Here is a 17857-nt window from a genome sequence, read left to right on the forward strand (position 1 = left end):
TGACTCCCCGGTGAACTCTGGGAAACGTCTCCCCGAGGGCGCCCGTCTGGGGCTGTGGAGCTGTCTCGTGCCCCGCATAACCTGGACGCATGAACGTGAACGCGGCGATCGCCGCACTGGCGGCGCTCGCCGGGCTGTGCACCGGCGTCATCGCCATGCTGGCGTTCCGCTGGAGCGAACGCGAACAGGCGAAGCCTACGCGCTCCTCGCTGCACACCGACGCCGCGCTGCCGCCCGGCGTGGACACCGTCCTCTCCGTCCTGCGCTCCTCGGCCGTCGTCCTCGACGAGGCGGACGCCGTGGTCAAGGCCAGCTCCGCGGCGTACGCGCTCGGGCTGGTCCGCGGCGGGAAGCTGGCCGTCGAGCCGATGATGCAGATGGCCCGCGACACCCGGCGGGACGGCGAGATCCGCCAGATCGAGCTGGACCTGCCCCGGCGCGGCACGGGCCGCGGCGAGGCCCTCGCGGTGTCGGCCAGAGTCGCCCCCCTGGGCTCCCGTCTGGTGCTGCTGCTGGTGGAGGACCTGACCGAGGCCCGCCGGATCGAGGCCGTACGGCGCGACTTCGTCGCGAACGTCAGCCATGAGCTCAAGACCCCCGTCGGCGCGCTGTCCCTGCTGTCCGAAGCCGTGATGGACGCGTCCGACGACCCCGAGGCCGTCACCCGCTTCGCCGGCCGGATGCAGATCGAGGCGACCCGGCTGACCAGCCTGGTCCAGGAGCTCATCGACCTGTCCCGGGTGCAGAACGACGACCCGCTGGAGGACGCGGAGCCGGTCCGCGTGGACGAGCTGGTCGCCGAGGCCATCGACCGGTGCCGCCACCAGGCCGGCACCAAACAGATCACCATGGCCACCGGCGGCACCGCCGACCTGCACGTCTGGGGCAACCGCGGCCAGCTGGCCGCCGCGCTCGGCAACCTCGTGGAGAACGCGGTCAACTACAGCCCGGCCCGCACCCGCGTCGGCATCGCGGCCCGCCGCATCCCCGCCACCGGCGGCGATCAGATCGAGATCGCCGTCACCGACCAGGGCATCGGCATCTCGGAGAAGGACCGCGAGCGGATCTTCGAGCGCTTCTACCGGGTGGACCCGGCCCGCTCGCGACAGACCGGCGGGACCGGGCTCGGGCTCGCCATCGTCAAGCACGTGGCCGCCTCGCACGGCGGGGAGGTCACGGTGTGGAGCGCCGAGGGACAGGGCTCCACCTTCACCCTGCGGCTGCCGGAAGCCGGCTCGGTGCGCGACCGCGACCGAGACCGCGACCGCTCGTCGCGCGAGCCGTACGAGACCAACGCTGACCTCGATGGAGAGGACCAGGACCGGCCGTACGAGACCAATTCCTGTGAACCCCTTTCTGCCCCGGAGGTCCTTCCGTGACCCGAGTTCTGGTCGTCGAGGACGAGGAATCGTTCAGCGACGCGCTGTCGTACATGCTCCGCAAGGAGGGATTCGAGGTCGCGATCGCGACAACGGGACCCGAGGGGCTCGACGAGTTCGAGCGCAACGGCGCCGATCTGGTGCTGCTCGACCTGATGCTGCCGGGCCTCCCCGGCACCGAGGTGTGCCGTCAGCTGCGCGGCCGCTCCAACGTCCCGGTGATCATGGTGACCGCCAAGGACAGCGAGATCGACAAGGTCGTCGGCCTGGAGATAGGAGCCGACGACTATGTGACCAAGCCCTTCTCCTCACGCGAGCTGGTGGCCCGCATCCGCGCCGTATTGCGCCGCCGCGGCGAGCCGGAGGAGGTCACCCCGGCCGCGCTGGAGGCCGGGCCGGTACGGATGGACGTCGACCGGCACGTGGTCACGGTCGGCGGCGGCAAGGTGGACCTCCCGCTGAAGGAGTTCGACCTGCTGGAGATGTTGCTGCGCAACGCGGGCCGGGTGCTGACCCGGATGCAGCTGATCGACCGCGTCTGGGGCGCGGACTACGTGGGCGACACGAAGACGCTGGACGTCCACGTGAAGCGGCTGCGCGCGAAGATCGAGCCTGACCCGGGGGCGCCGCGGTATCTGGTGACGGTGCGCGGTCTGGGCTACAAGTTCGAGCCGTAGGCCGTTAGCAAGCCGCCGTAGAGAGCTTCACCTAGCTGCCCCGCTTCGCCGCGAGGGCCCTGGAAGTCGCTTCCAGGGCCCTCGCGGCGCTTGCTGTCGGTGGTGACGGGTCAGTGGCCCGTCGGCGTCGGTTCGCCGGAGGCGATGCCGTTGGACGGCGCGCCGCTCTCCTCCGCCGCGCCGGACGGCTTGTTGGTCGCCGTGGCGCTGCCGGACGCCGGGGAGCCCGGCTTCTTGGTGTCGGTCTGCTTGCCGGCCGGGGTGGTGGGCGCCGTGGTGGACGGGGTCGAGGTCGGCATCTGCGACGGGCCCCATTCCTCGAAGTAGTGCGTCGCCGGGACCACGAACGCCGTGATCGGCACATCGCCCGTCTTGCTGAGGTCGAAGACGATCCGCTGCGCGTCGCCGTTCCTGGGGGCCTCGCGCCCGTCCTCGATGACCGCGGAGGGGTTGCCCTTGCCGCCGAGGAGCACCGAGCCGCCGGCCGGGACGACGACCGCGCCCCTGCCCTTGGCCGGGGACACCTTCACCTTGGTGCTGGTCCCGGGAAGGGTGATGGCCTTGAGGGTCTGGTTGTCCCCGCCGTTGTTGAAGATCTTCGCCGTGATGACGGCCGGGCCCTTGGTCTTGCGGTCCGGCTGGGTCACGACGGTGGCGTTCTGGATCTTGATATCGCCGACGGACGTCGCGGCGTTGTCCGGCTTGACCTGCAGCGTCTGCGCGTCGTCCCCGGCCGCGCAGGCGGAGAGTGAGGCGACCGAGACCACGAGGGCGGCGGCGGCGAGGGCGCCGCGTCGAAGGCTGCTGCTCACGGCGGCGGCATCTCCTAGGGCTAGGTAAAAGTTGGATCAGCGGGCTTAGGTTACCGATCCCCCCGTCCGGGGCCGCACCCGACCCACCCGGGGCCGCACCCGGCCCGCCCGGCGCGCGACCGGCGCCGCCGCCGATCCGATCTTCAGCTTCCCCGATCCACTTCTGACGTGCGTGTCTGATGTGCCTGTCTGATGCGCGCGGTGAATATTGGTCCGGTGGTGGAAGGAGCGATTATCGGTAAGGAATGTGTGGACGTCCGAGAATTGATCAACACTCTTGATCCACTCTTGATCCACCCCTGATCCACTCTGGCGTGATCAATTCGGGAAAGACCATGGGATCAGTCGCTCCAGGCCCGAACGGAGTAGCGGAAGTCCTTCGACCGGACTCCGGCAAAACGGGACATATGGTCACTCGCGGGGGGCTGTCGGGGGGTGTGGCGTACGGGTTTCGCCGCGCCCGCGCAGCCACTCTCACCTGCGAATACCCGCTTCCGCAGGCCCCGCCCAGCACGTTCCGCCCGCTGTTGTCAAGCCCCGAGATATGCCCTGACCTGCGAAAACGCCATTCAGAAGAAGGCGTTCCCGTGTTACCCTGGATAGCCACGGAAGGGGTACCTGTCACATGACGTTCAAGGTTGGCGACACCGTGGTCTATCCCCATCACGGGGCCGCGCTGATCGAGGCCATCGAAACTCGCCAGATCAAAGGCGTGGACAAGACCTACTTGGTGCTGAAGGTCGCTCAGGGTGATCTGACGGTTCGTGTGCCGGCGGACAATGCGGAGTTCGTCGGTGTGCGTGATGTGGTCGGCCAGGACGGGCTGGACCGGGTCTTCGAGGTGTTGCGCGCACCATACGCCGAAGAGCCGACGAACTGGTCCCGTCGCTACAAGGCAAATCTCGAGAAGCTCGCCTCCGGCGACGTTATCAAGGTCGCCGAAGTGGTGCGCGACCTGTGGCGCCGAGAGCGGGAGCGCGGACTCTCCGCAGGTGAGAAGCGCATGCTCGCCAAGGCGCGCCAGATCCTGGTGAGCGAGCTCGCCCTCGCCGAGAGCACCAACGAGGACAAGGCCGAGGCCCTGCTCGACGAGGTCCTCGCGTCCTGACACATAGATGCCGCGGTGCCCGAGTGACTCAGACCTAGCGTCTGTCGCCGGGCGCTGCGGCATGTGCGCATGCCGGTGTCGCCGAAGATCCTCAAAGATCCTGCCGACTCCGTGCCGACGGTACTGGTGTGCCGGGCCCGGGCAGCTGGCCCGACCAGTCGTCACGGAAGGGGCTGGTCGGGGCATCGCGCCCGGCACGCTGTGGCCATACCCATTTCGGTCGAGGAAGCAAACCTGAACGCCAACTCAATGTCCGTCCCAGGGCAGTCCGCGAATCCCGGCGGCAGCGAGAGCCCTGCCCGCCCCGCCCGTACCGCCGCCGTCATCCCGGCGGCCGGCCGCGGGGTGCGGCTGGGGCCCGGCGCGCCGAAGGCGCTGCGCCCGCTCAGCGGCACGCCGATGCTGGTGCACGCGGTGCGCGCCATGGCCCGGTCCCGCTCCGTCGCGCTGGTCGTCGTGGTCGCCCCGCCGGACGGGGCCGATGAGGTCCGCCGGCTGCTCGACGCCTATCCGCTGACCGGTACCACCGATGTGGTGGTGGTGCCCGGCGGCGAGACCCGCCAGGAGTCCGTCCGGCGCGGCCTGGCCGCCGTGCCCGAGGACATCACCTGCGTCCTGGTCCATGACGCGGCGCGCCCGCTGGTCCCCGTCGACACCGTGGACGCGGTCGTCACCGCCGTACGGGAGGGGGCGCCCGCCGTCGTCCCGGCGCTGCCGCTGGCCGACACCGTCAAGCAGGTCGAGCCGCGCACCGGCGACCGGGCCGGGGAGCCCGAGCCGGTGGTCGGCACCCCGGACCGCGCGCTGCTGCGCGCCGTGCAGACCCCGCAGGGCTTCGACCGGGCCACGCTGGTCGAGGCGCACGAGAAGATCGCTCTGGAGGGCGAGGGCGCGACGGACGACGCCGGGATGGTGGAGCGGCTCGGGGTCGAGGTCGTGGTCGTGCCCGGCCACGAGGAGGCGTTCAAGGTGACCCGGCCGCTGGATCTGGTGCTGGCCGAGGCCGTGCTCGCCCGGAGGAGGGCCACCGATGGCTTTTGAGGTCTCCGGGCCCTCCGGGGCCCGCGGCGAGGTCCAGGGCGCGCCCCTCGCCGCGATGCCGCTCGTGGGCATCGGCACGGATGTGCACGCCTTCGAGAAGGGCCGCGAGCTGTGGTGCGCGGGTCTGCTGTGGGAAGGCGAAGAGTACGGAGGGTACGGCCTGGCCGGGCACTCCGACGGCGATGTCGCCGCGCACGCCGCCTGTGACGCGCTGTTCTCCGCCGCCGGGGTCGGCGATCTCGGCGCGCACTTCGGCACCGACCGCCCCGAGTGGGCCGGGGCCTCCGGGGTCACCCTGCTGGCCGAGGCCGCCCGGATCGTCCGCGCCGCGGGGTTCGAGATCGGGAATGTGGCGATCCAGGTGATCGGCGTGCGCCCGAAGATCGGCAAGCGGCGGGACGAGGCGACGAAGGCGCTTTCGGCGGCGGTCGGGGCGCCCGTGGCGATCTCGGGCACCACCACCGACGGCCTGGGCCTCACCGGCCGCGCGGAAGGTCTCGCGGCGATCGCCACGGCCCTGGTGGTGCGGGTGGGCTAGCCGTTCGCGGCGGGGTGGGGAAGGTCGCTTTGCCCCGCGGTTACCCGGAGCGGATGTGACGGTGTGTCGGGCCTCCGCCCGGCGCCCGGCGCACCGCGCGGACCCGCGGCCGGAGCGTCCCAAGTGTCACGCTTCTGTGTCCCTGTGGTCATAGGGTCGCGGGGCACTGCCGCGTTCCGTCTACCCTTGATGCGTGACTATTCGCCTGTACGACACCAGCGCCCGGCAGATCCGTGACTTCAACCCGCTCACGCCGGGCTGTGTCTCGATCTACCTGTGTGGCGCGACCGTGCAGGCCGCCCCGCATATCGGGCACATCAGGTCGGGGCTCAACTTCGACATCATGCGCCGCTGGTTCACCTACCGCGGCTACGAGGTGACCTTCGTCCGCAACGTCACCGACATCGACGACAAGATCATCGCGAAGTCGGCGGAGCAGAACCGCCCCTGGTGGGCGATCGGCTATGAGAACGAGCGCGCGTTCAACTCCGCGTACGACATCCTCGGCTGCCTGCCCGTGACGTATGAGCCCCGGGCCACCGGCCATGTGCCGGAGATGATCGAAATGATGCGGGGGCTGATCGAGCGGGGCCATGCCTACGCCGCCGAGGGCAATGTCTACTTCGACGTGCGCTCGTACCCCGGCTACCTGGAGCTCTCCAACCAGGAGCTTGACGGGCTGCGCCAGCCCTCCGGCGAGGGCGAGATCGGCAAGCGTGACCCGCGCGACTTCGCCATGTGGAAGGCCGCCAAGCCCGGCGAGCCGAACTGGGAGACCCCGTGGGGGCGCGGCCGGCCCGGCTGGCACCTGGAGTGCTCGGCGATGGCCCACAAGTACCTGGGCTCGGCCTTCGACATCCACGGCGGCGGCGTCGACCTGATCTTCCCGCACCACGAGAACGAGATCGCGCAGGCCAAGGCGTTCGGCGATGACTTCGCCACGTACTGGACGCACAACGCCTGGGTGACCATGAGCGGCGAGAAGATGAGCAAGTCGCTCGGCAATTCGGTGCTGGTCTCCGAGATGGTCAAGCACTGGCGCCCCATCGTGCTGCGCTACTACCTCGGCACCCCGCACTACCGCTCCATGATCGAGTACAGCGAGGAGTCGCTGCGCGAGGCCGAGTCCGCGTTCGCGCGGATCGAGGGCTTCATGCAGCGCGTCACGGAGAAGGCGGGGAAGGTCGTCCCGCCCGCGCCCGAGGTGCCGCCCGCGTTCGCGGAGGCGATGGACGACGACTTCGGCGTCCCGCAGGCGCTCGCGATCGTCCACACCACCGTCCGCCAGGGGAACTCCGCCCTGACCGCCGACGACAAGGAGTCGGCCGTCGCCCGGCTGGCCGAGGTGCGCGCCATGCTCGGTGTGCTGGGCCTCGACCCGCTCGACGAGCACTGGGCGGGCGGCCCCGACCGGGGTGAGGACCTGCACGGCGTCGTCGACTCGCTCGTACGGCTGGTCCTGGAGCAGCGGCAGGCCGCGCGGGCCCGTAAGGACTACGCGACGGCGGACGCCATCCGCGACCAGCTGCAGCAGTCGGGGCTGGTCATCGAGGACACCCCGAGCGGGCCGCGCTGGGAGCTCGGCTCGCGCTGACCCCGGCGGCCCCGCCCCGACCGACGTGGGTGCGCCCCCGGCGCACCCACACCACATGACCCAGCAGGCAGCCGCCGGACCAGGCCCGGGGGCACAGCCGCGCGAAGCCGTGAGGCCCGCCAGGGCCGGGCGGCCGGCGGGCGGCCACGGACGAGAAACAGGTGAACCCCATGGCCGGCAACAGCCAGCGCAGGAACCGCCGCACCGCCAACAAGAAGGGTGCGACGGTCGGCAGCGGCGGCAAGCGGCGCCGCGCCCTGGAGGGCAAGGGCCCCACCCCGCCCGCCGAGATGCGCAAGGGCCACGTCAAGCAGCGCGTCGCCCAGGCGCGCGCCAAGCAGGCGGCCCGCCGCCCGGCCCCGCGGCGCGGCGGCGGCAAGGGCACGAACGAGCTGGTGGTGGGCCGTAACCCGGTCGTCGAGGCGCTGCGCGAGGGCGTCCCGGCCAGCACGCTGTACGTCCAGCAGTTCATCGACAGCGACGACCGGGTGCGCGAGGCGCTGAAGCTCGCGGCGGACCGCGGCGGCATCCACCTCATGGAGGCCCCGCGCCCCGAGCTCGACCGGATGACGAACGGCCTCAACCACCAGGGGCTGGTGCTCCAGGTGCCGCCGTACGAGTACGCGCACCCCGAGGACCTGCTCGCGGCCGCGGCCGACGAGGACCAGGACCCGCTGATCGTCGCCCTCGACGGGGTCACCGACCCGCGCAACCTGGGCGCGGTGGTGCGCTCGGTTTCGGCGTTCGGCGGCCATGGCGTGGTGGTGCCGGAGCGGCGCGCGGCCGGGATGACGGCGGGGGCGTGGAAGACCTCGGCGGGCACCGCGGCGCGTACGCCGGTGGCGCGGGCGACCAACCTCACCCGTGCGCTGGAGGCGTACAAGAAGGCGGGCCTGATGGTGGTCGGGCTGGCCGCCGACGGCGAGACCGAGGTGCAGAACGCCGAGGTGCTGGACGGCCCGGTGGTGATCGTGGCCGGCAGCGAGGGCAAGGGGCTGTCCCGGCTGGTCGCCGAGACCTGTGACGTCCTGGTGCGCATCCCGATGCCCGGCGGCGCCGAATCGCTCAACGCGGGCGTCGCGACGGGCGTCGTGCTGTACGAGGCGGTCAGGCACCGGGGCTGAGCGGTCCGGGTCCCGGGCCCGCACCGGGGCTGAGAGGCTGAGTGGTCCGGCGCCGGGCTGAGCTGATCAGGTGGCCTGCCCGGCCCCACATGATCATGGCTTGACGGGCCTCGGACATTCCGGGGCGGTCACGGCAGTGTCCTATCCGCGCGTCACTCGGTTAGTTGAGCGTGGAGACCAGAACACCCCGCACGCCCTTGGGGGGACGCGCACCGGGTTTTGACGACGAGCCACGGCTGACCATGGCCAAGGTGCCGAGCGATCCGGCACAGGTCACCGTCAATCCCGCGAGCTTCCGGGTGCAGCTCGCCGCACCGGTGGTGAGCGACGCGCTGGCGGACACCACGCGGCTCGCCCGCGTCCCGGCCGCCGCCCGGCGCCGCCCGCCCGTGGTCTGGAGCGGCCGCACCCGGCCCGGCGGCGACGCGGCGGCCACCCGGCTGCTGCAGGCCGTGCGGTACGCGGGGGCGGGACTGGCGGACGGAGGCGCTGCCGGCGCCTCCGGTGCCCGGGACGGTGGCGAGGACGCGGCCGCCACACAGGTGCTGCCGCGGCTCACCCTCGACGACGGCCCGCCCACGGTCGTCGGCCCGCGCCGCAGCCCGTACGCCGAATCCCTGCCGCCGCGGGCGGATGAGAACCGGGCAGCCGAAAGACGAGCCGCCCGGGGCGGCGGTGCCGAGGTCCCGCGCCCGCGCCGCCACGCCGATTCCGTACGGCACGCCTACTACCCCGGCCGCCGGATGAACCTGGGCGTGGTGCTGCTCCCGCTGCGCGTCTTCCTCGGGCTCATCTCCATCTACGCCGGCATGGGCAAGCTCTCCGACCCGGTCTACTTCGACGGCGGCGAGCGCGGCTCGATGGTCACCTGGCTGCGTTCGCTGCACCCCTGGCCGATCGCCGAGCCGTTGCGCGACTTCGCGCTCGGGCATCCGGTGGGCGCCGGTCTGACGGTGGCCTTCCTGCAGGTCGTGGTCGGGGTGCTCACGGTGCTGGGGCTGTGGCAGCGCCTGGCGGCCTTCTTCGGCGCGGCGCTGTCGGCCGCGCTGATCCTGACCGTGAGCTGGCGGACCGTACCGGTGTACGACGCGCCGGACATCATCTATCTCGCCGCCTGGAGCCCGCTGATCATCGCGGGCGCCCCGGTCTACTCGACGGACGCCCGGCTCGCGGGCGAGGCGTGGCGGCGGCTCGGGCCGCGGGTCGGGCTGTGGGCGCTGCGGCGGCGGGTGCTGCGCCGGGGCGGCTTCATGGCGATGATCGTGATCGGGATGACGCTGCTGTTCGGTTCGCTGCTCGGCGGCGCTGTACGGGCCTCGGAGACGGTGCGCGCACCGGAGCCGAGCGATGTCCCGACGAACAACCTGCCCGGTTCGCCGCTGCCCCGGCGGGCCGACCAGAGCCCCAGCGGCGCCACCCGCGGCCCCCTCGGCACGGGCGGAGCGCCCTCTCCGCGCTCCTCGCTGACCAGCCCGACCGCCCCGTCGGCGGCCTCCTCGGCGGGTTCGCCCAGCGCCTCGGCCCCGGCCCGCCGCCCCACCCCGTCCCCCAGCGGGCGGCAGGCCGCCCCCGGGCAGCCGCGGCGGCCGGCCGTCCCGCAGACCACGGAAGGGCCGTCGTCGGCGGGCGGGCGGAGCGGCCGGGGCGGTCTCGGCATCGGCGAGGGCGAGACCTGGCCCGAGGTGGCCGGGGGCAGCGGCGGCACGTCCGGCGATTCGTACGGCTACACCGAGGCCCCCCAGGAGGGCGGCGCCCTCGGCGGCCTCCTCGGCTGACGCGCCGGCCGGCTGACGCCCCGACCCGGCCCGGGCAGTGCCCGGGCCGGGTCGACCGCTGTCCGGGCGCGGCGGCCGGGTCGCGGCCGAGGCGCGTCGCCCCTCATCCGCGCACGGCTACAGGGACGTGGGGGCCGACCGCGGTGCCCGGGCCGCGGCCCGGAGCATCACCACGCGTGAGGCGGCGCTCAGGCGCGCCGCGCGGCGGGGGCCTGCCCCAGCGTGCCGTGCGACGGCGATCCGGCGGCCAGCTCCTTGGCGGCCTCGGTCAGGTCCTTGGCCGTGTCGATGGCGCGCCAGTACGCCCCGTGGGGCAGCGGGAACCCGGCCAGGCGGCGCTCGCGGGCGAGCCGGGGGAAGGTGGTGCGCTCGTGGTCCCCGCGGTCGGGGAGCAGCGCGGTGAAGTCGGCGGAGAAGACGTAGACGCCGGCGTTGATGAGGTACGGCGACGGCGGCGCCTCGATGAAGTCGAGGACGTGGCCGAACTCGTCGGTCTCCACCGCGCCCCAGGGGATGCGCGGGCGGGCCAGGGCGAGCGTGGCGACCGCGTCGCGCTCGCGGTGGAAGTCGGCCATGTCGCGGAGCGAGAAGCGGGTCCAGATGTCGCCGTTGGTGGCGTACCAGGACCGGTCGGGGTGGGGGAGCGACGCCGCGGCGAACTTGAGACCGCCGCCGCGGCCGAGCGGCTCCTTCTCGACGACCGTCGTCACCCGCAGCGGCAGGTCCGCCGACTCCAGCCAGTCCTGGAGCACCGCCGCGAGGTGACCGCAGGAGACGACGGCGTCGGTGACACCCTCGGCGGCCAGCCAGGCGAGCTGGTGGCCGATGATCGGGGTGCCGGTGCCGGGGATCTCGACCATGGGCTTGGGGCGGTCGTCGGTGTACGGGCGCAGCCGCGAGCCCTGGCCTCCGGCCAGGACGACGGCTTGTGTGGGGCGCGCGGGCAGTGGGTGCCGCGCCGCGGTGCGGGCGTCATCTGTCATGGGCCGCACGATATGCGGTGCCGTGAGGGGGGCGGCGAGCCGCGTCAGCGGCGGGCCCGGGCCACGCCGGTCGCGTACGAGGTGTCGCAGACCGGGCGGGAGTAGGCCTGGGCGCGGTCCGCACCGCCGTACTTGGCGACCGCGGCGCGGCCGAGCGCGCGGGCGATGGAGACGCAGTGCCTGGCCAGCGAGGGCCGCTCGGAGGTGGCGACTTGGAGGTGGGTGAGGGCCACGCCCGGGTCCTTCTCCTGGAGTTCGGCGAGCAGCCGGTCGCGCAGCGCCTCGTGCGGGGCGCGGTGGGCGGCGCGGGTGGAGGCCTTGTCGGAGGAGGCGGTGAGGATCTGCGACTCGGACGTCGGGGAGGCCCACGGGACGCGGGTGACGGCGAGCGTCCCGGAGAGGACGAGGACGACGGGGAGGACGAGGGCGAGAGTTCTGCCGATGCGGCGTGCTGCGGTGTTCAAGGACGTTCCTCGCGGTTCGTGGCCGTGCTCGACGGTCGGTATGCGGACGGTCGGTGCGTAGGGGACTGCGGTACGCGGCGATCGTAGCGAGGAGCGATGATTTGGCGACATTTAGTCACCGTTTCGGGGGACCCGATACGTCAGAGGGTGGGGCGGGCCTTGACGGGTTGGGGTGAAATGTCCGATCTGGCGGGGTATTTATCTGTCGGGGTATTTGTCGATACAGCAACAGGCGCCGCCCGTCCGCGCGGAGGCGGACGGGCGGCGCCCTGGAGTCAATCAGATGATCGCGCGCTCAGGCGGTCAGTCGCTGAGTCGCTCGCCCGTGGACGTCGAGAAGACGTGGGTCTCGCCCGGACGCGGGACGACGTGGAGCGTGGAGCCCTTCTCCGGGACGGAGCGGCTGTTGACGCGGACGACGAGGTCCTTCGTCTCGCCGCCGACCTCGACGGTGCCGTAGACGTAGCCGTCGGCGCCCGTCTCCTCGACGACGTTCACGGAGACGGCGAGGCCGGCCGGGGCGTCCTTGCTCTCCTTGGTCAGGGCCTTGGCGGCGGCGCCGCCCTCCTCGACCACGTCGAAGTGCTCGGGGCGGACACCGACGGTGACCGTGCGGTCGCCCTTGTCCGCCGCCGCGCTGAGCGCTTCGCGGCTGACCGGGACGACGCTGTTGCCGAACTTCACGCCGCCGTCGGTGATCGGCACCTCGATCAGGTTCATCGCCGGGGAGCCGATGAAGCCCGCGACGAAGAGGTTGGCCGGCTTGTCGTACATGTTGCGCGGCGAGTCGACCTGCTGCAGCAGCCCGTCCTTGAGCACGGCCACCCGGTCGCCCATGGTCATGGCCTCGACCTGGTCGTGGGTGACGTACACGGTGGTGATGCCCAGGCGGCGCTGCAGGCTCGCGATCTGGGTACGGGTCTGCACACGGAGCTTGGCGTCCAGGTTGGACAGCGGCTCGTCCATGAGGAAGACCTGCGGCTCACGCACGATCGCGCGGCCCATCGCGACACGCTGCCGCTGACCACCGGAGAGCGCCTTGGGCTTGCGGTCCAGGTACTCGGTGAGGTCCAGGATCTTGGCCGCTTCCTCGACCTTCTGCCGGATCTCCGTCTTGTTGACGCCGGCGATCTTCAGCGCGAAGCCCATGTTCTGGGCCACGGTCATGTGCGGGTACAGCGCGTAGTTCTGGAACACCATCGCGATGTCCCGGTCCTTCGGGGGAAGGTGGGTGACATCGCGCTCGCCGATCCGGATCGCGCCGCCGTTGACGTCCTCGAGGCCGGCGAGCATCCGCAGGGAGGTGGACTTGCCGCAGCCGGAGGGGCCGACGAGAACGAGGAACTCGCCGTCCGCGATGTCGATCTCGAGCTGATCGACGGCGGGCTTTTCGGTGCCCGGGTAGATCCGGGTCGCCTTGTCGTACGTGACCGTAGCCATGCTGATCTGGTCCCTTCACCGGCAGGAACGTGCCGGACGATCCGAGTAAAGGCAGGGGTCTAGTCCACTCGTGCGGACTGGCCGTGACCTTAACTCGGGGTGGGGCTTCCTGTCTCTACCTGTGCGGACCAAAGTTTGGACGACGGGGAGGATTTCGAACGGATCACCCCCTCGGCGTGGGTACACTGCTGGGGACGCGCCGACTTAGCTCAGCTGGTAGAGCACCGCTCTTGTAAAGCGAAGGTCGTCGGTTCGAGCCCGACAGTCGGCTCCGCGAGCGCACGGCCCTTCGTGGCGGACCACGGAGGGCCGTTCGTCTCGCCCTTCACACCCACCCCCGTCCCGCCGGGTTGCCGTCGAGGCTGTCAACAAATTGCCAGCCGCGCCCCCGCGTGATCGCCCACCGTCGCGCTCCGAGTGCGCTGCGCGTTCGGAGCGGGGTCACCTGGGGCGGAGTTTCCGGGTCGGAGTGCAGCTTGTTGACAATCCCACGGCTGCCGCGCCGTGGCGTTAAGCAGAAGCGGCACAAAAGTGGGCGATTTTACTTGATCTTTACGAACTGTAGTGCGTTGACTGGCTTGCGGAGGGCGAACTAATCTCGCGCCGCAGGGGCTTGTGCGGCCTTTCCGGTCACTATCCACCTACTGGACAAGGGCTTCTCAGCTGCGGGGAAGAAGGGCTGTTCGCGGGTTGAGAACCAGTGGGTAACGGTGGCGCGGAAGTTCGTGATGCGGAAGTTCGTGATTCTGGTCGGCGGCTGTGTCATTCAGGATTCAATTACGGGGCGACCGCCGATCGCCATCGCGGCCGTTCTTGGTGACCTGGGACGGTCGGCAGCAACCGACGGGTATGCGACGGACGGGTCGTGTGCCGCATGGGGGAGTCATGGCTGAACTGTCCATGTCCAAACTGTCCATGTCCAATACGAAGGAAGAGCCGGCGGCGGCCGTACTCGGCGTCCCGGTCCAGTCCCCGCCGATGGTGCTGGCCACGGACGGCCCCGCCGTCAGACAGGCCATCGGGCAGCTCCTGTCGCGCGCCCGGCACAGCATCAGTCTGATCGTGCCCGGCACCTTCGAGCGGGCCAAACCGGTCCTTCCGCTGATGAACCGGTTCACCGCCGTCGCGGGCACCGGGGTCACCGTGCGCGTGCTGTGCACCCCGCAGGTCCTGGCCCCGCTCGGCATCCTCGCCGCCGCGCGGCGCGGCCCGCTGGGCTATGAGGTCCGGGTCGCCGACGTCGATCTGCAGGGGACCGTGATCGCCGACGGCAGGGCCGCCTTCGGCCGGTCGGGCGGCGAGTGCGGCGGCCGGTACGCGACCTTCAACACCGACCCCGCCTCGGTCCGCGCGCTGGACCTGATGTTCGCCGGGGCCTGGGGCAGCGCGATGCCGCTTGACGAGCACCAGCGCCTGGCCGACAGGCTGCGCTCGGACTCGGTACGGATGATCCTGGAGCGCCTGCGCGAGGGGCACACGGACGATGTGGCGGCGCGCCAGATCAGGGTCTCGCTGCGCACCTACCGCCGCCATGTCGCGGCGATCATGCGTGACGTCGGGGCCAACTCCCGCTTCCAGGCCGGGGTGCGCGCCGTCGAACTGGGGCTGTTGTCGGACGTCGACTGACGTGACCGGGCACGAGGAGGGCGACGCCGAAAGCGAGCGGGCCGAGCAGGCCATCGCCCAGGAACTCCTGGCGGTTCGCGCGTTCATAGAATCCACGGTCGCCGCGTCAGCCGCGGCCGCAGAATCCGTCGTCGGCGATTCCGGGGCCGGTCAATCCGGTTCCGGTGAATCCGGTTCCGGTGAATCCGGTTCGGGTGAATCCGGGGTGGCCGAATCCGCGGCCGGCCAGGGCGCCGCGCGACCGCAGGGGGACTCCTGGATCGCAGCGGTGAGAACGGATGAGGAAGAAATCCGAACGGCCGCGGAAGAGCTGATCCGCGAGGCCGGCGGGAATGTCGATGTGGTGCTCGCGGCGGAGGCCGCGCATGTCGGTGCGCTGCATTCCGTACTGAGCGAATGGCTCCGCTCCGGCGGCGAGGACGTGAGAACACGTGTTCTGTGCGCCCAGAACTCGCTCGACTGGAATTTCGTCCGGCGGCACGCCGGGGGCCGGCGCCACCTGGAGGTCCGGGTCGCCCGGATTCCGCTGCTCGCCGCGTTCATCGTCGACGGCCGCGCCGCGCTGGTGTGCGCCGACTCCGCGGTCGGCCGCCGGGCCTCGGCCATCCGCGACCCGGGGGTCATCGAGACCCTGCAGACCCTCTTCGACGGCATCTGGCGCAACGCGGTGGTGGTGAACGAGCGGGTCGACTTCGGTGACCACCCACGGATGGAGATGGTGCGGCCGATCCTGGAGTGGCTCAGGCTCGGTGTCACCGACGAGGTGGCCGCGCGTGAACTGTCGGTCTCGGTGCGCACATACCGCCGCTATGTCGCGGAGATCATGGCGCTGCTCGGCGCGAGCTCTCGGTTCCAGGCCGGGGTGCGCGCCGCCGAGCTGGGGTTACTGCCGGTCACACCACCCGGCGACGCCCCGCGGGACCCGCCGCGGGACCCTCCGCGCCACCGGCGCTGAGCCGGTGGCGCGGGGGCGGTGACCGTGGCCGGTTGAGGTGCTGGCAGCTTCCTGTAGGCGCGTTGCGGGTGCTCTGGGCGTCCGGCTAGACATGATGAACTGACCTGACGAAAGCCGTAGTTGCGGACGGTCCTGGCGCATGGGAGTGACCGGCCCGACAAGGAGGCACTCTTATGGCTATTTCAACTCCCGAAAAACCGCTGACGAGTCACCGGCAGACGACGCGGGGAACGACGGCCCCGGCCGCCCCGGTCGCCCCCACCGCCCCGGAAAGGATGACCCCGGAGCGGATATCAGCGGACCGTTCCTCTTCGGAGCACCTGCTGAGCGGGGTCGGGGTGCTCGACAAGGCCTCGCTTCTGCTCGGTGTCCTGGAAGCGGGCCCGGCCTCCCTGGCCAGGCTGGTCTCCGCCACCGGCCTCAAACGCCCCACCGTGCACCGGCTGGTGCTCGCCCTGGAGCGGCTGCGGCTGCTCGCCCGGGACGCACAGGGCCGGTTCATCCTGGGGCCGAGGCTCGGACTGATGGCCCTGGAGGCCTGTCGGGACCACCTGGCGACGACGGCGGAGCCCGTGCTGAGCGAGCTGCGCGATGTGACCGGCGCCAGCGCCCGGCTCTACCGGCGCCGCGGATACATGCGTATCTGCGTCGCCGAGGCCGCGGTGGCCGGCAATCCGGTCGCGCAGGACCGGGTGCCGGTCGGCGCCGCCCTGCCGATGAACGCCGGCCCCGTCTCCCAGGTGCTGCTAGCCTGGGAGCGGCCCGAGGACCTGTACGAGGGGCTGCGCGGCGCCCAGTTCACCGCCGCCACGCTCTCCGGCGTACGGCGCCAGGGCTGGGCCCAGAGCGTCGGCGGGCGGGAGCACGGGATAGCCGCCGTGGCGGCCCCGGTGCGCGGCCCCGGCGGCCGGGTGGTCGCCGCGCTGTCGATCTCCGGGCCCATCGGGCGGATGTCCAACACCCCGGGCCGGGTCTACGGCAGCGCGGTGATCGACGCGGCGGTACGGCTCGGCAGCGGTTTCCAGCGCTGAGGTCGGGGGCCGTCCCCTGTCGCGGGGCCGCCCCCTGACGCCGGGGCTGCCCCCTGTCGCGGGGCGGCCACCCCTGCGGGATGCTGTGCGCATGCCGACGCCTGCTGAGCAACAGCTCGCCCCCATGACCCTCGAGGACTACACCGCCCGGATGTCCCGGGCGGCCCGCACCGCCGCCGACGCAGGGCTGGCCGGGCTGGTGGTCACCCCCGGCCCGGACATGGTCCACCTGTGCGGTTACCGCCCCCCGGCGGAGACCGAGCGCCTCACCGCCCTGCTGCTCGTCCCCGGGCAGACGCCCCGGCTGCTGGTGCCCCTGCTGGAGCGGCCGGACGCGCTGGCCGCGACCGGCGTGGGGGCGACCGAGGTGACCGGCTGGACCGACGGCGGCGACCCGTACCGCACGGCCGCGGACATGCTGCCGCCGCGCGGCCGCTACGGGATCTCCGACGAGACCTGGGCCGTCCATCTGCTCGGCCTCCAGCGCGTCCTCCCGGACACCTCCTACTCCGCGATGGGCGAGGCGCTGCCCATGCTGCGCGCGGTCAAGGACACCCACGAGGTGCGGCGGCTCGCATCCGCGGGGGCGGCCGCCGACGCGGCGTACGAGGAGATCGTGCAGGTCCGCTTCGCCGGGCGGCGCGAGCGCGACATCGCCGCCGACCTCAGCGCGCTGCTGCTGCGCCACGGCCACAGTCAGGTCGACTTCACGGTCGTGGGCTCGGGGCCCAACGGCGCCAACCCGCACCACGAGGCCGGAGAGCGGGTGATCGAGGAGGGCGACATGGTGGTGCTGGACTTCGGCGGCCTCAAGGACGGCTACGGCTCCGACACCACGCGTACGGTGCACGTCGGCGAGCCCACGAAGGAGGAGCGCAAGGTCCACGAGATCGTGCGCGAGGCGCAGCAGGCGGCGTTCGAGGCGGTCCGGCCGGGGGCGGCCTGCCAGGACATCGACCGGGTGGCGCGCCAGGTGATCAACGAGGCGGGCTACGGCGAGTACTTCATCCACCGCACCGGCCACGGCATCGGCGTCACGACGCATGAGCCGCCCTATATGGCGGAGGGCGAGCAGCTGCCGCTGGTGCCGGGCATGTGTTTCTCGATCGAGCCGGGGATCTATCTGCCGGGGCGGTTCGGGGTGCGCATCGAGGACATCGTGACCTGCACGGAGACGGGCGGGCGTCGGCTCAACAACACGGCGCGGGAGCTGCGGGTCGTGGCCTGAGGGGTGGTTACCGGATAGGGCCCGCCGGGGCCGGTGCCGCTCTCCCCTCGTGCAGCGGCACCGGCCCCGGAGGCCCGGTCTG

At 71.9% G+C, this 17857-nt stretch carries 16 protein-coding genes and 1 tRNA gene; 13 read left to right on the forward strand and 4 right to left on the reverse strand.

Annotated elements, in window-relative coordinates; genetic code table 11:
• Window positions 1-89 precede the first annotated feature (89 nt).
• The gene (locus ACFZDL_RS17625; RefSeq protein WP_353588721.1) at window positions 90-1379 is read left to right on the forward strand and encodes an ATP-binding protein; all 1290 of its coding nucleotides are present in this window, start codon (window positions 90-92) and stop codon (window positions 1377-1379) included.
• Complete coding sequence (locus tag ACFZDL_RS17630) at window positions 1376-2056, forward strand: response regulator transcription factor (protein ID WP_037960596.1); 681 nt, start codon at window positions 1376-1378, stop codon at window positions 2054-2056. Before ACFZDL_RS17625 ends, ACFZDL_RS17630 begins: the two co-directional genes overlap by 4 nt.
• Before the next feature lie 110 nt (window positions 2057-2166).
• Here the strand turns inward: ACFZDL_RS17630 and ACFZDL_RS17635 are convergent, their stop codons facing one another.
• Window positions 2167-2868, reverse strand: a complete 702-nt coding sequence (locus ACFZDL_RS17635; RefSeq protein WP_353588719.1) for a DUF461 domain-containing protein — start codon at window positions 2866-2868, stop codon at window positions 2167-2169.
• 625 nt (window positions 2869-3493) lie between these two features.
• Between ACFZDL_RS17635 and ACFZDL_RS17640 the strand changes: the two genes are divergently transcribed.
• The 6 genes from ACFZDL_RS17640 (at window position 3494) to ACFZDL_RS17665 (ending at window position 10048) form a co-directional block, all read left to right on the forward strand.
• A complete protein-coding gene (locus tag ACFZDL_RS17640) occupies window positions 3494-3976 on the forward strand; it encodes a CarD family transcriptional regulator (protein WP_009716930.1) in 483 nt (160 codons plus the stop codon).
• Window positions 3977-4225: 249 nt separating this feature from the next.
• A complete protein-coding gene (ispD, locus tag ACFZDL_RS17645; RefSeq protein WP_353588716.1) occupies window positions 4226-5017 on the forward strand; it encodes a 2-C-methyl-D-erythritol 4-phosphate cytidylyltransferase in 792 nt (263 codons plus the stop codon).
• Window positions 5018-5072: 55 nt separating this feature from the next.
• Window positions 5073-5555, forward strand: a complete 483-nt coding sequence (ispF, locus tag ACFZDL_RS17650; RefSeq protein ID WP_353588972.1) for a 2-C-methyl-D-erythritol 2,4-cyclodiphosphate synthase — start codon at window positions 5073-5075, stop codon at window positions 5553-5555.
• A 193-nt stretch (window positions 5556-5748) separates the two neighbouring features.
• The gene (gene cysS / locus ACFZDL_RS17655) at window positions 5749-7149 is read left to right on the forward strand and encodes a cysteine--tRNA ligase (protein WP_353588714.1); all 1401 of its coding nucleotides are present in this window, start codon (window positions 5749-5751) and stop codon (window positions 7147-7149) included.
• A 170-nt stretch (window positions 7150-7319) separates the two neighbouring features.
• Window positions 7320-8273 (forward strand): 23S rRNA (guanosine(2251)-2'-O)-methyltransferase RlmB, encoded by a 954-nt coding sequence (gene rlmB / locus ACFZDL_RS17660; RefSeq protein WP_353588711.1) that lies wholly within the window; start codon window positions 7320-7322, stop codon window positions 8271-8273.
• Between the two features lie 242 nt (window positions 8274-8515).
• On the forward strand, window positions 8516-10048 hold the full coding sequence (locus ACFZDL_RS17665) for a DoxX family membrane protein (RefSeq protein ID WP_353588970.1): 1533 nt from the start codon (window positions 8516-8518) through the stop codon (window positions 10046-10048).
• Window positions 10049-10236: 188 nt separating this feature from the next.
• Here ACFZDL_RS17665 and ACFZDL_RS17670 read toward each other — a convergent pair whose 3' ends face one another.
• The 3 genes from ACFZDL_RS17670 to ACFZDL_RS17680 form a co-directional block, all read right to left on the reverse strand.
• Entirely contained in the window at window positions 10237-11031 is a 795-nt protein-coding gene (locus ACFZDL_RS17670) for a nucleotidyltransferase family protein (protein WP_353588709.1), read from the reverse strand.
• A gap of 44 nt (window positions 11032-11075) precedes the next feature.
• Window positions 11076-11495: a hypothetical protein gene (locus tag ACFZDL_RS17675; RefSeq protein WP_353588707.1), complete on the reverse strand. Its 420-nt coding sequence runs from the start codon at window positions 11493-11495 to the stop codon at window positions 11076-11078.
• Window positions 11496-11798: 303 nt separating this feature from the next.
• Window positions 11799-12935: a sn-glycerol-3-phosphate ABC transporter ATP-binding protein UgpC gene (locus ACFZDL_RS17680; RefSeq protein WP_353588705.1), complete on the reverse strand. Its 1137-nt coding sequence runs from the start codon at window positions 12933-12935 to the stop codon at window positions 11799-11801.
• Window positions 12936-13133: 198 nt separating this feature from the next.
• On the opposite strand from ACFZDL_RS17680, the gene ACFZDL_RS17685 reads away from it, so the two are divergent.
• The 5 genes from ACFZDL_RS17685 to ACFZDL_RS17705 all read left to right on the forward strand — a co-directional run bounded on the left by ACFZDL_RS17685 (window position 13134) and on the right by ACFZDL_RS17705 (window position 17775).
• Window positions 13134-13206: transfer RNA gene (locus ACFZDL_RS17685), tRNA-Thr, on the forward strand.
• 614 nt (window positions 13207-13820) lie between these two features.
• On the forward strand, window positions 13821-14561 hold the full coding sequence (locus ACFZDL_RS17690; protein WP_353588703.1) for a hypothetical protein: 741 nt from the start codon (window positions 13821-13823) through the stop codon (window positions 14559-14561).
• Between the two features lies 1 nt (window position 14562).
• A complete protein-coding gene (locus tag ACFZDL_RS17695; protein ID WP_353588701.1) occupies window positions 14563-15516 on the forward strand; it encodes a LuxR family transcriptional regulator in 954 nt (317 codons plus the stop codon).
• Window positions 15517-15791: 275 nt separating this feature from the next.
• Window positions 15792-16547 carry an IclR family transcriptional regulator C-terminal domain-containing protein gene (locus ACFZDL_RS17700; protein ID WP_353588968.1) on the forward strand — a complete coding sequence of 252 codons (756 nt, stop codon included), beginning with the start codon at window positions 15792-15794 and terminating at the stop codon, window positions 16545-16547.
• Between the two features lie 91 nt (window positions 16548-16638).
• Window positions 16639-17775, forward strand: a complete 1137-nt coding sequence (locus ACFZDL_RS17705) for an aminopeptidase P family protein (protein WP_353588699.1) — start codon at window positions 16639-16641, stop codon at window positions 17773-17775.
• Window positions 17776-17857: the final 82 nt, after the last annotated feature.

The organism is Streptomyces sp. NPDC007917 (assembly GCF_042959105.1).
Lineage (GTDB): Bacteria > Actinomycetota > Actinomycetes > Streptomycetales > Streptomycetaceae > Streptomyces.

What these genes read in the sequence shown, in the direction of transcription:
- ACFZDL_RS17625 (WP_353588721.1), top strand. Translation starts at nt 90, where the DNA reads ATGAACGTGAACGCGGCGATCGCCGCACTGGCGGCGCTCGCCGGGCTG.
- ACFZDL_RS17640 (WP_009716930.1), top strand. Translation starts at nt 3,494, where the DNA reads ATGACGTTCAAGGTTGGCGACACCGTGGTCTATCCCCATCACGGGGCC.
- ispD (WP_353588716.1), top strand. Translation starts at nt 4,226, where the DNA reads ATGTCCGTCCCAGGGCAGTCCGCGAATCCCGGCGGCAGCGAGAGCCCT.
- ispF (WP_353588972.1), top strand. Translation starts at nt 5,073, where the DNA reads ATGCCGCTCGTGGGCATCGGCACGGATGTGCACGCCTTCGAGAAGGGC.
- rlmB (WP_353588711.1), top strand. Translation starts at nt 7,320, where the DNA reads ATGGCCGGCAACAGCCAGCGCAGGAACCGCCGCACCGCCAACAAGAAG.
- ACFZDL_RS17665 (WP_353588970.1), top strand. Translation starts at nt 8,516, where the DNA reads ATGGCCAAGGTGCCGAGCGATCCGGCACAGGTCACCGTCAATCCCGCG.
- ACFZDL_RS17670 (WP_353588709.1), bottom strand. Translation starts at nt 11,031, where the DNA reads ATGACAGATGACGCCCGCACCGCGGCGCGGCACCCACTGCCCGCGCGC.
- ACFZDL_RS17680 (WP_353588705.1), bottom strand. Translation starts at nt 12,935, where the DNA reads ATGGCTACGGTCACGTACGACAAGGCGACCCGGATCTACCCGGGCACC.
- ACFZDL_RS17690 (WP_353588703.1), top strand. Translation starts at nt 13,821, where the DNA reads ATGGCTGAACTGTCCATGTCCAAACTGTCCATGTCCAATACGAAGGAA.
- ACFZDL_RS17700 (WP_353588968.1), top strand. Translation starts at nt 15,792, where the DNA reads ATGACCCCGGAGCGGATATCAGCGGACCGTTCCTCTTCGGAGCACCTG.
- ACFZDL_RS17705 (WP_353588699.1), top strand. Translation starts at nt 16,639, where the DNA reads ATGCCGACGCCTGCTGAGCAACAGCTCGCCCCCATGACCCTCGAGGAC.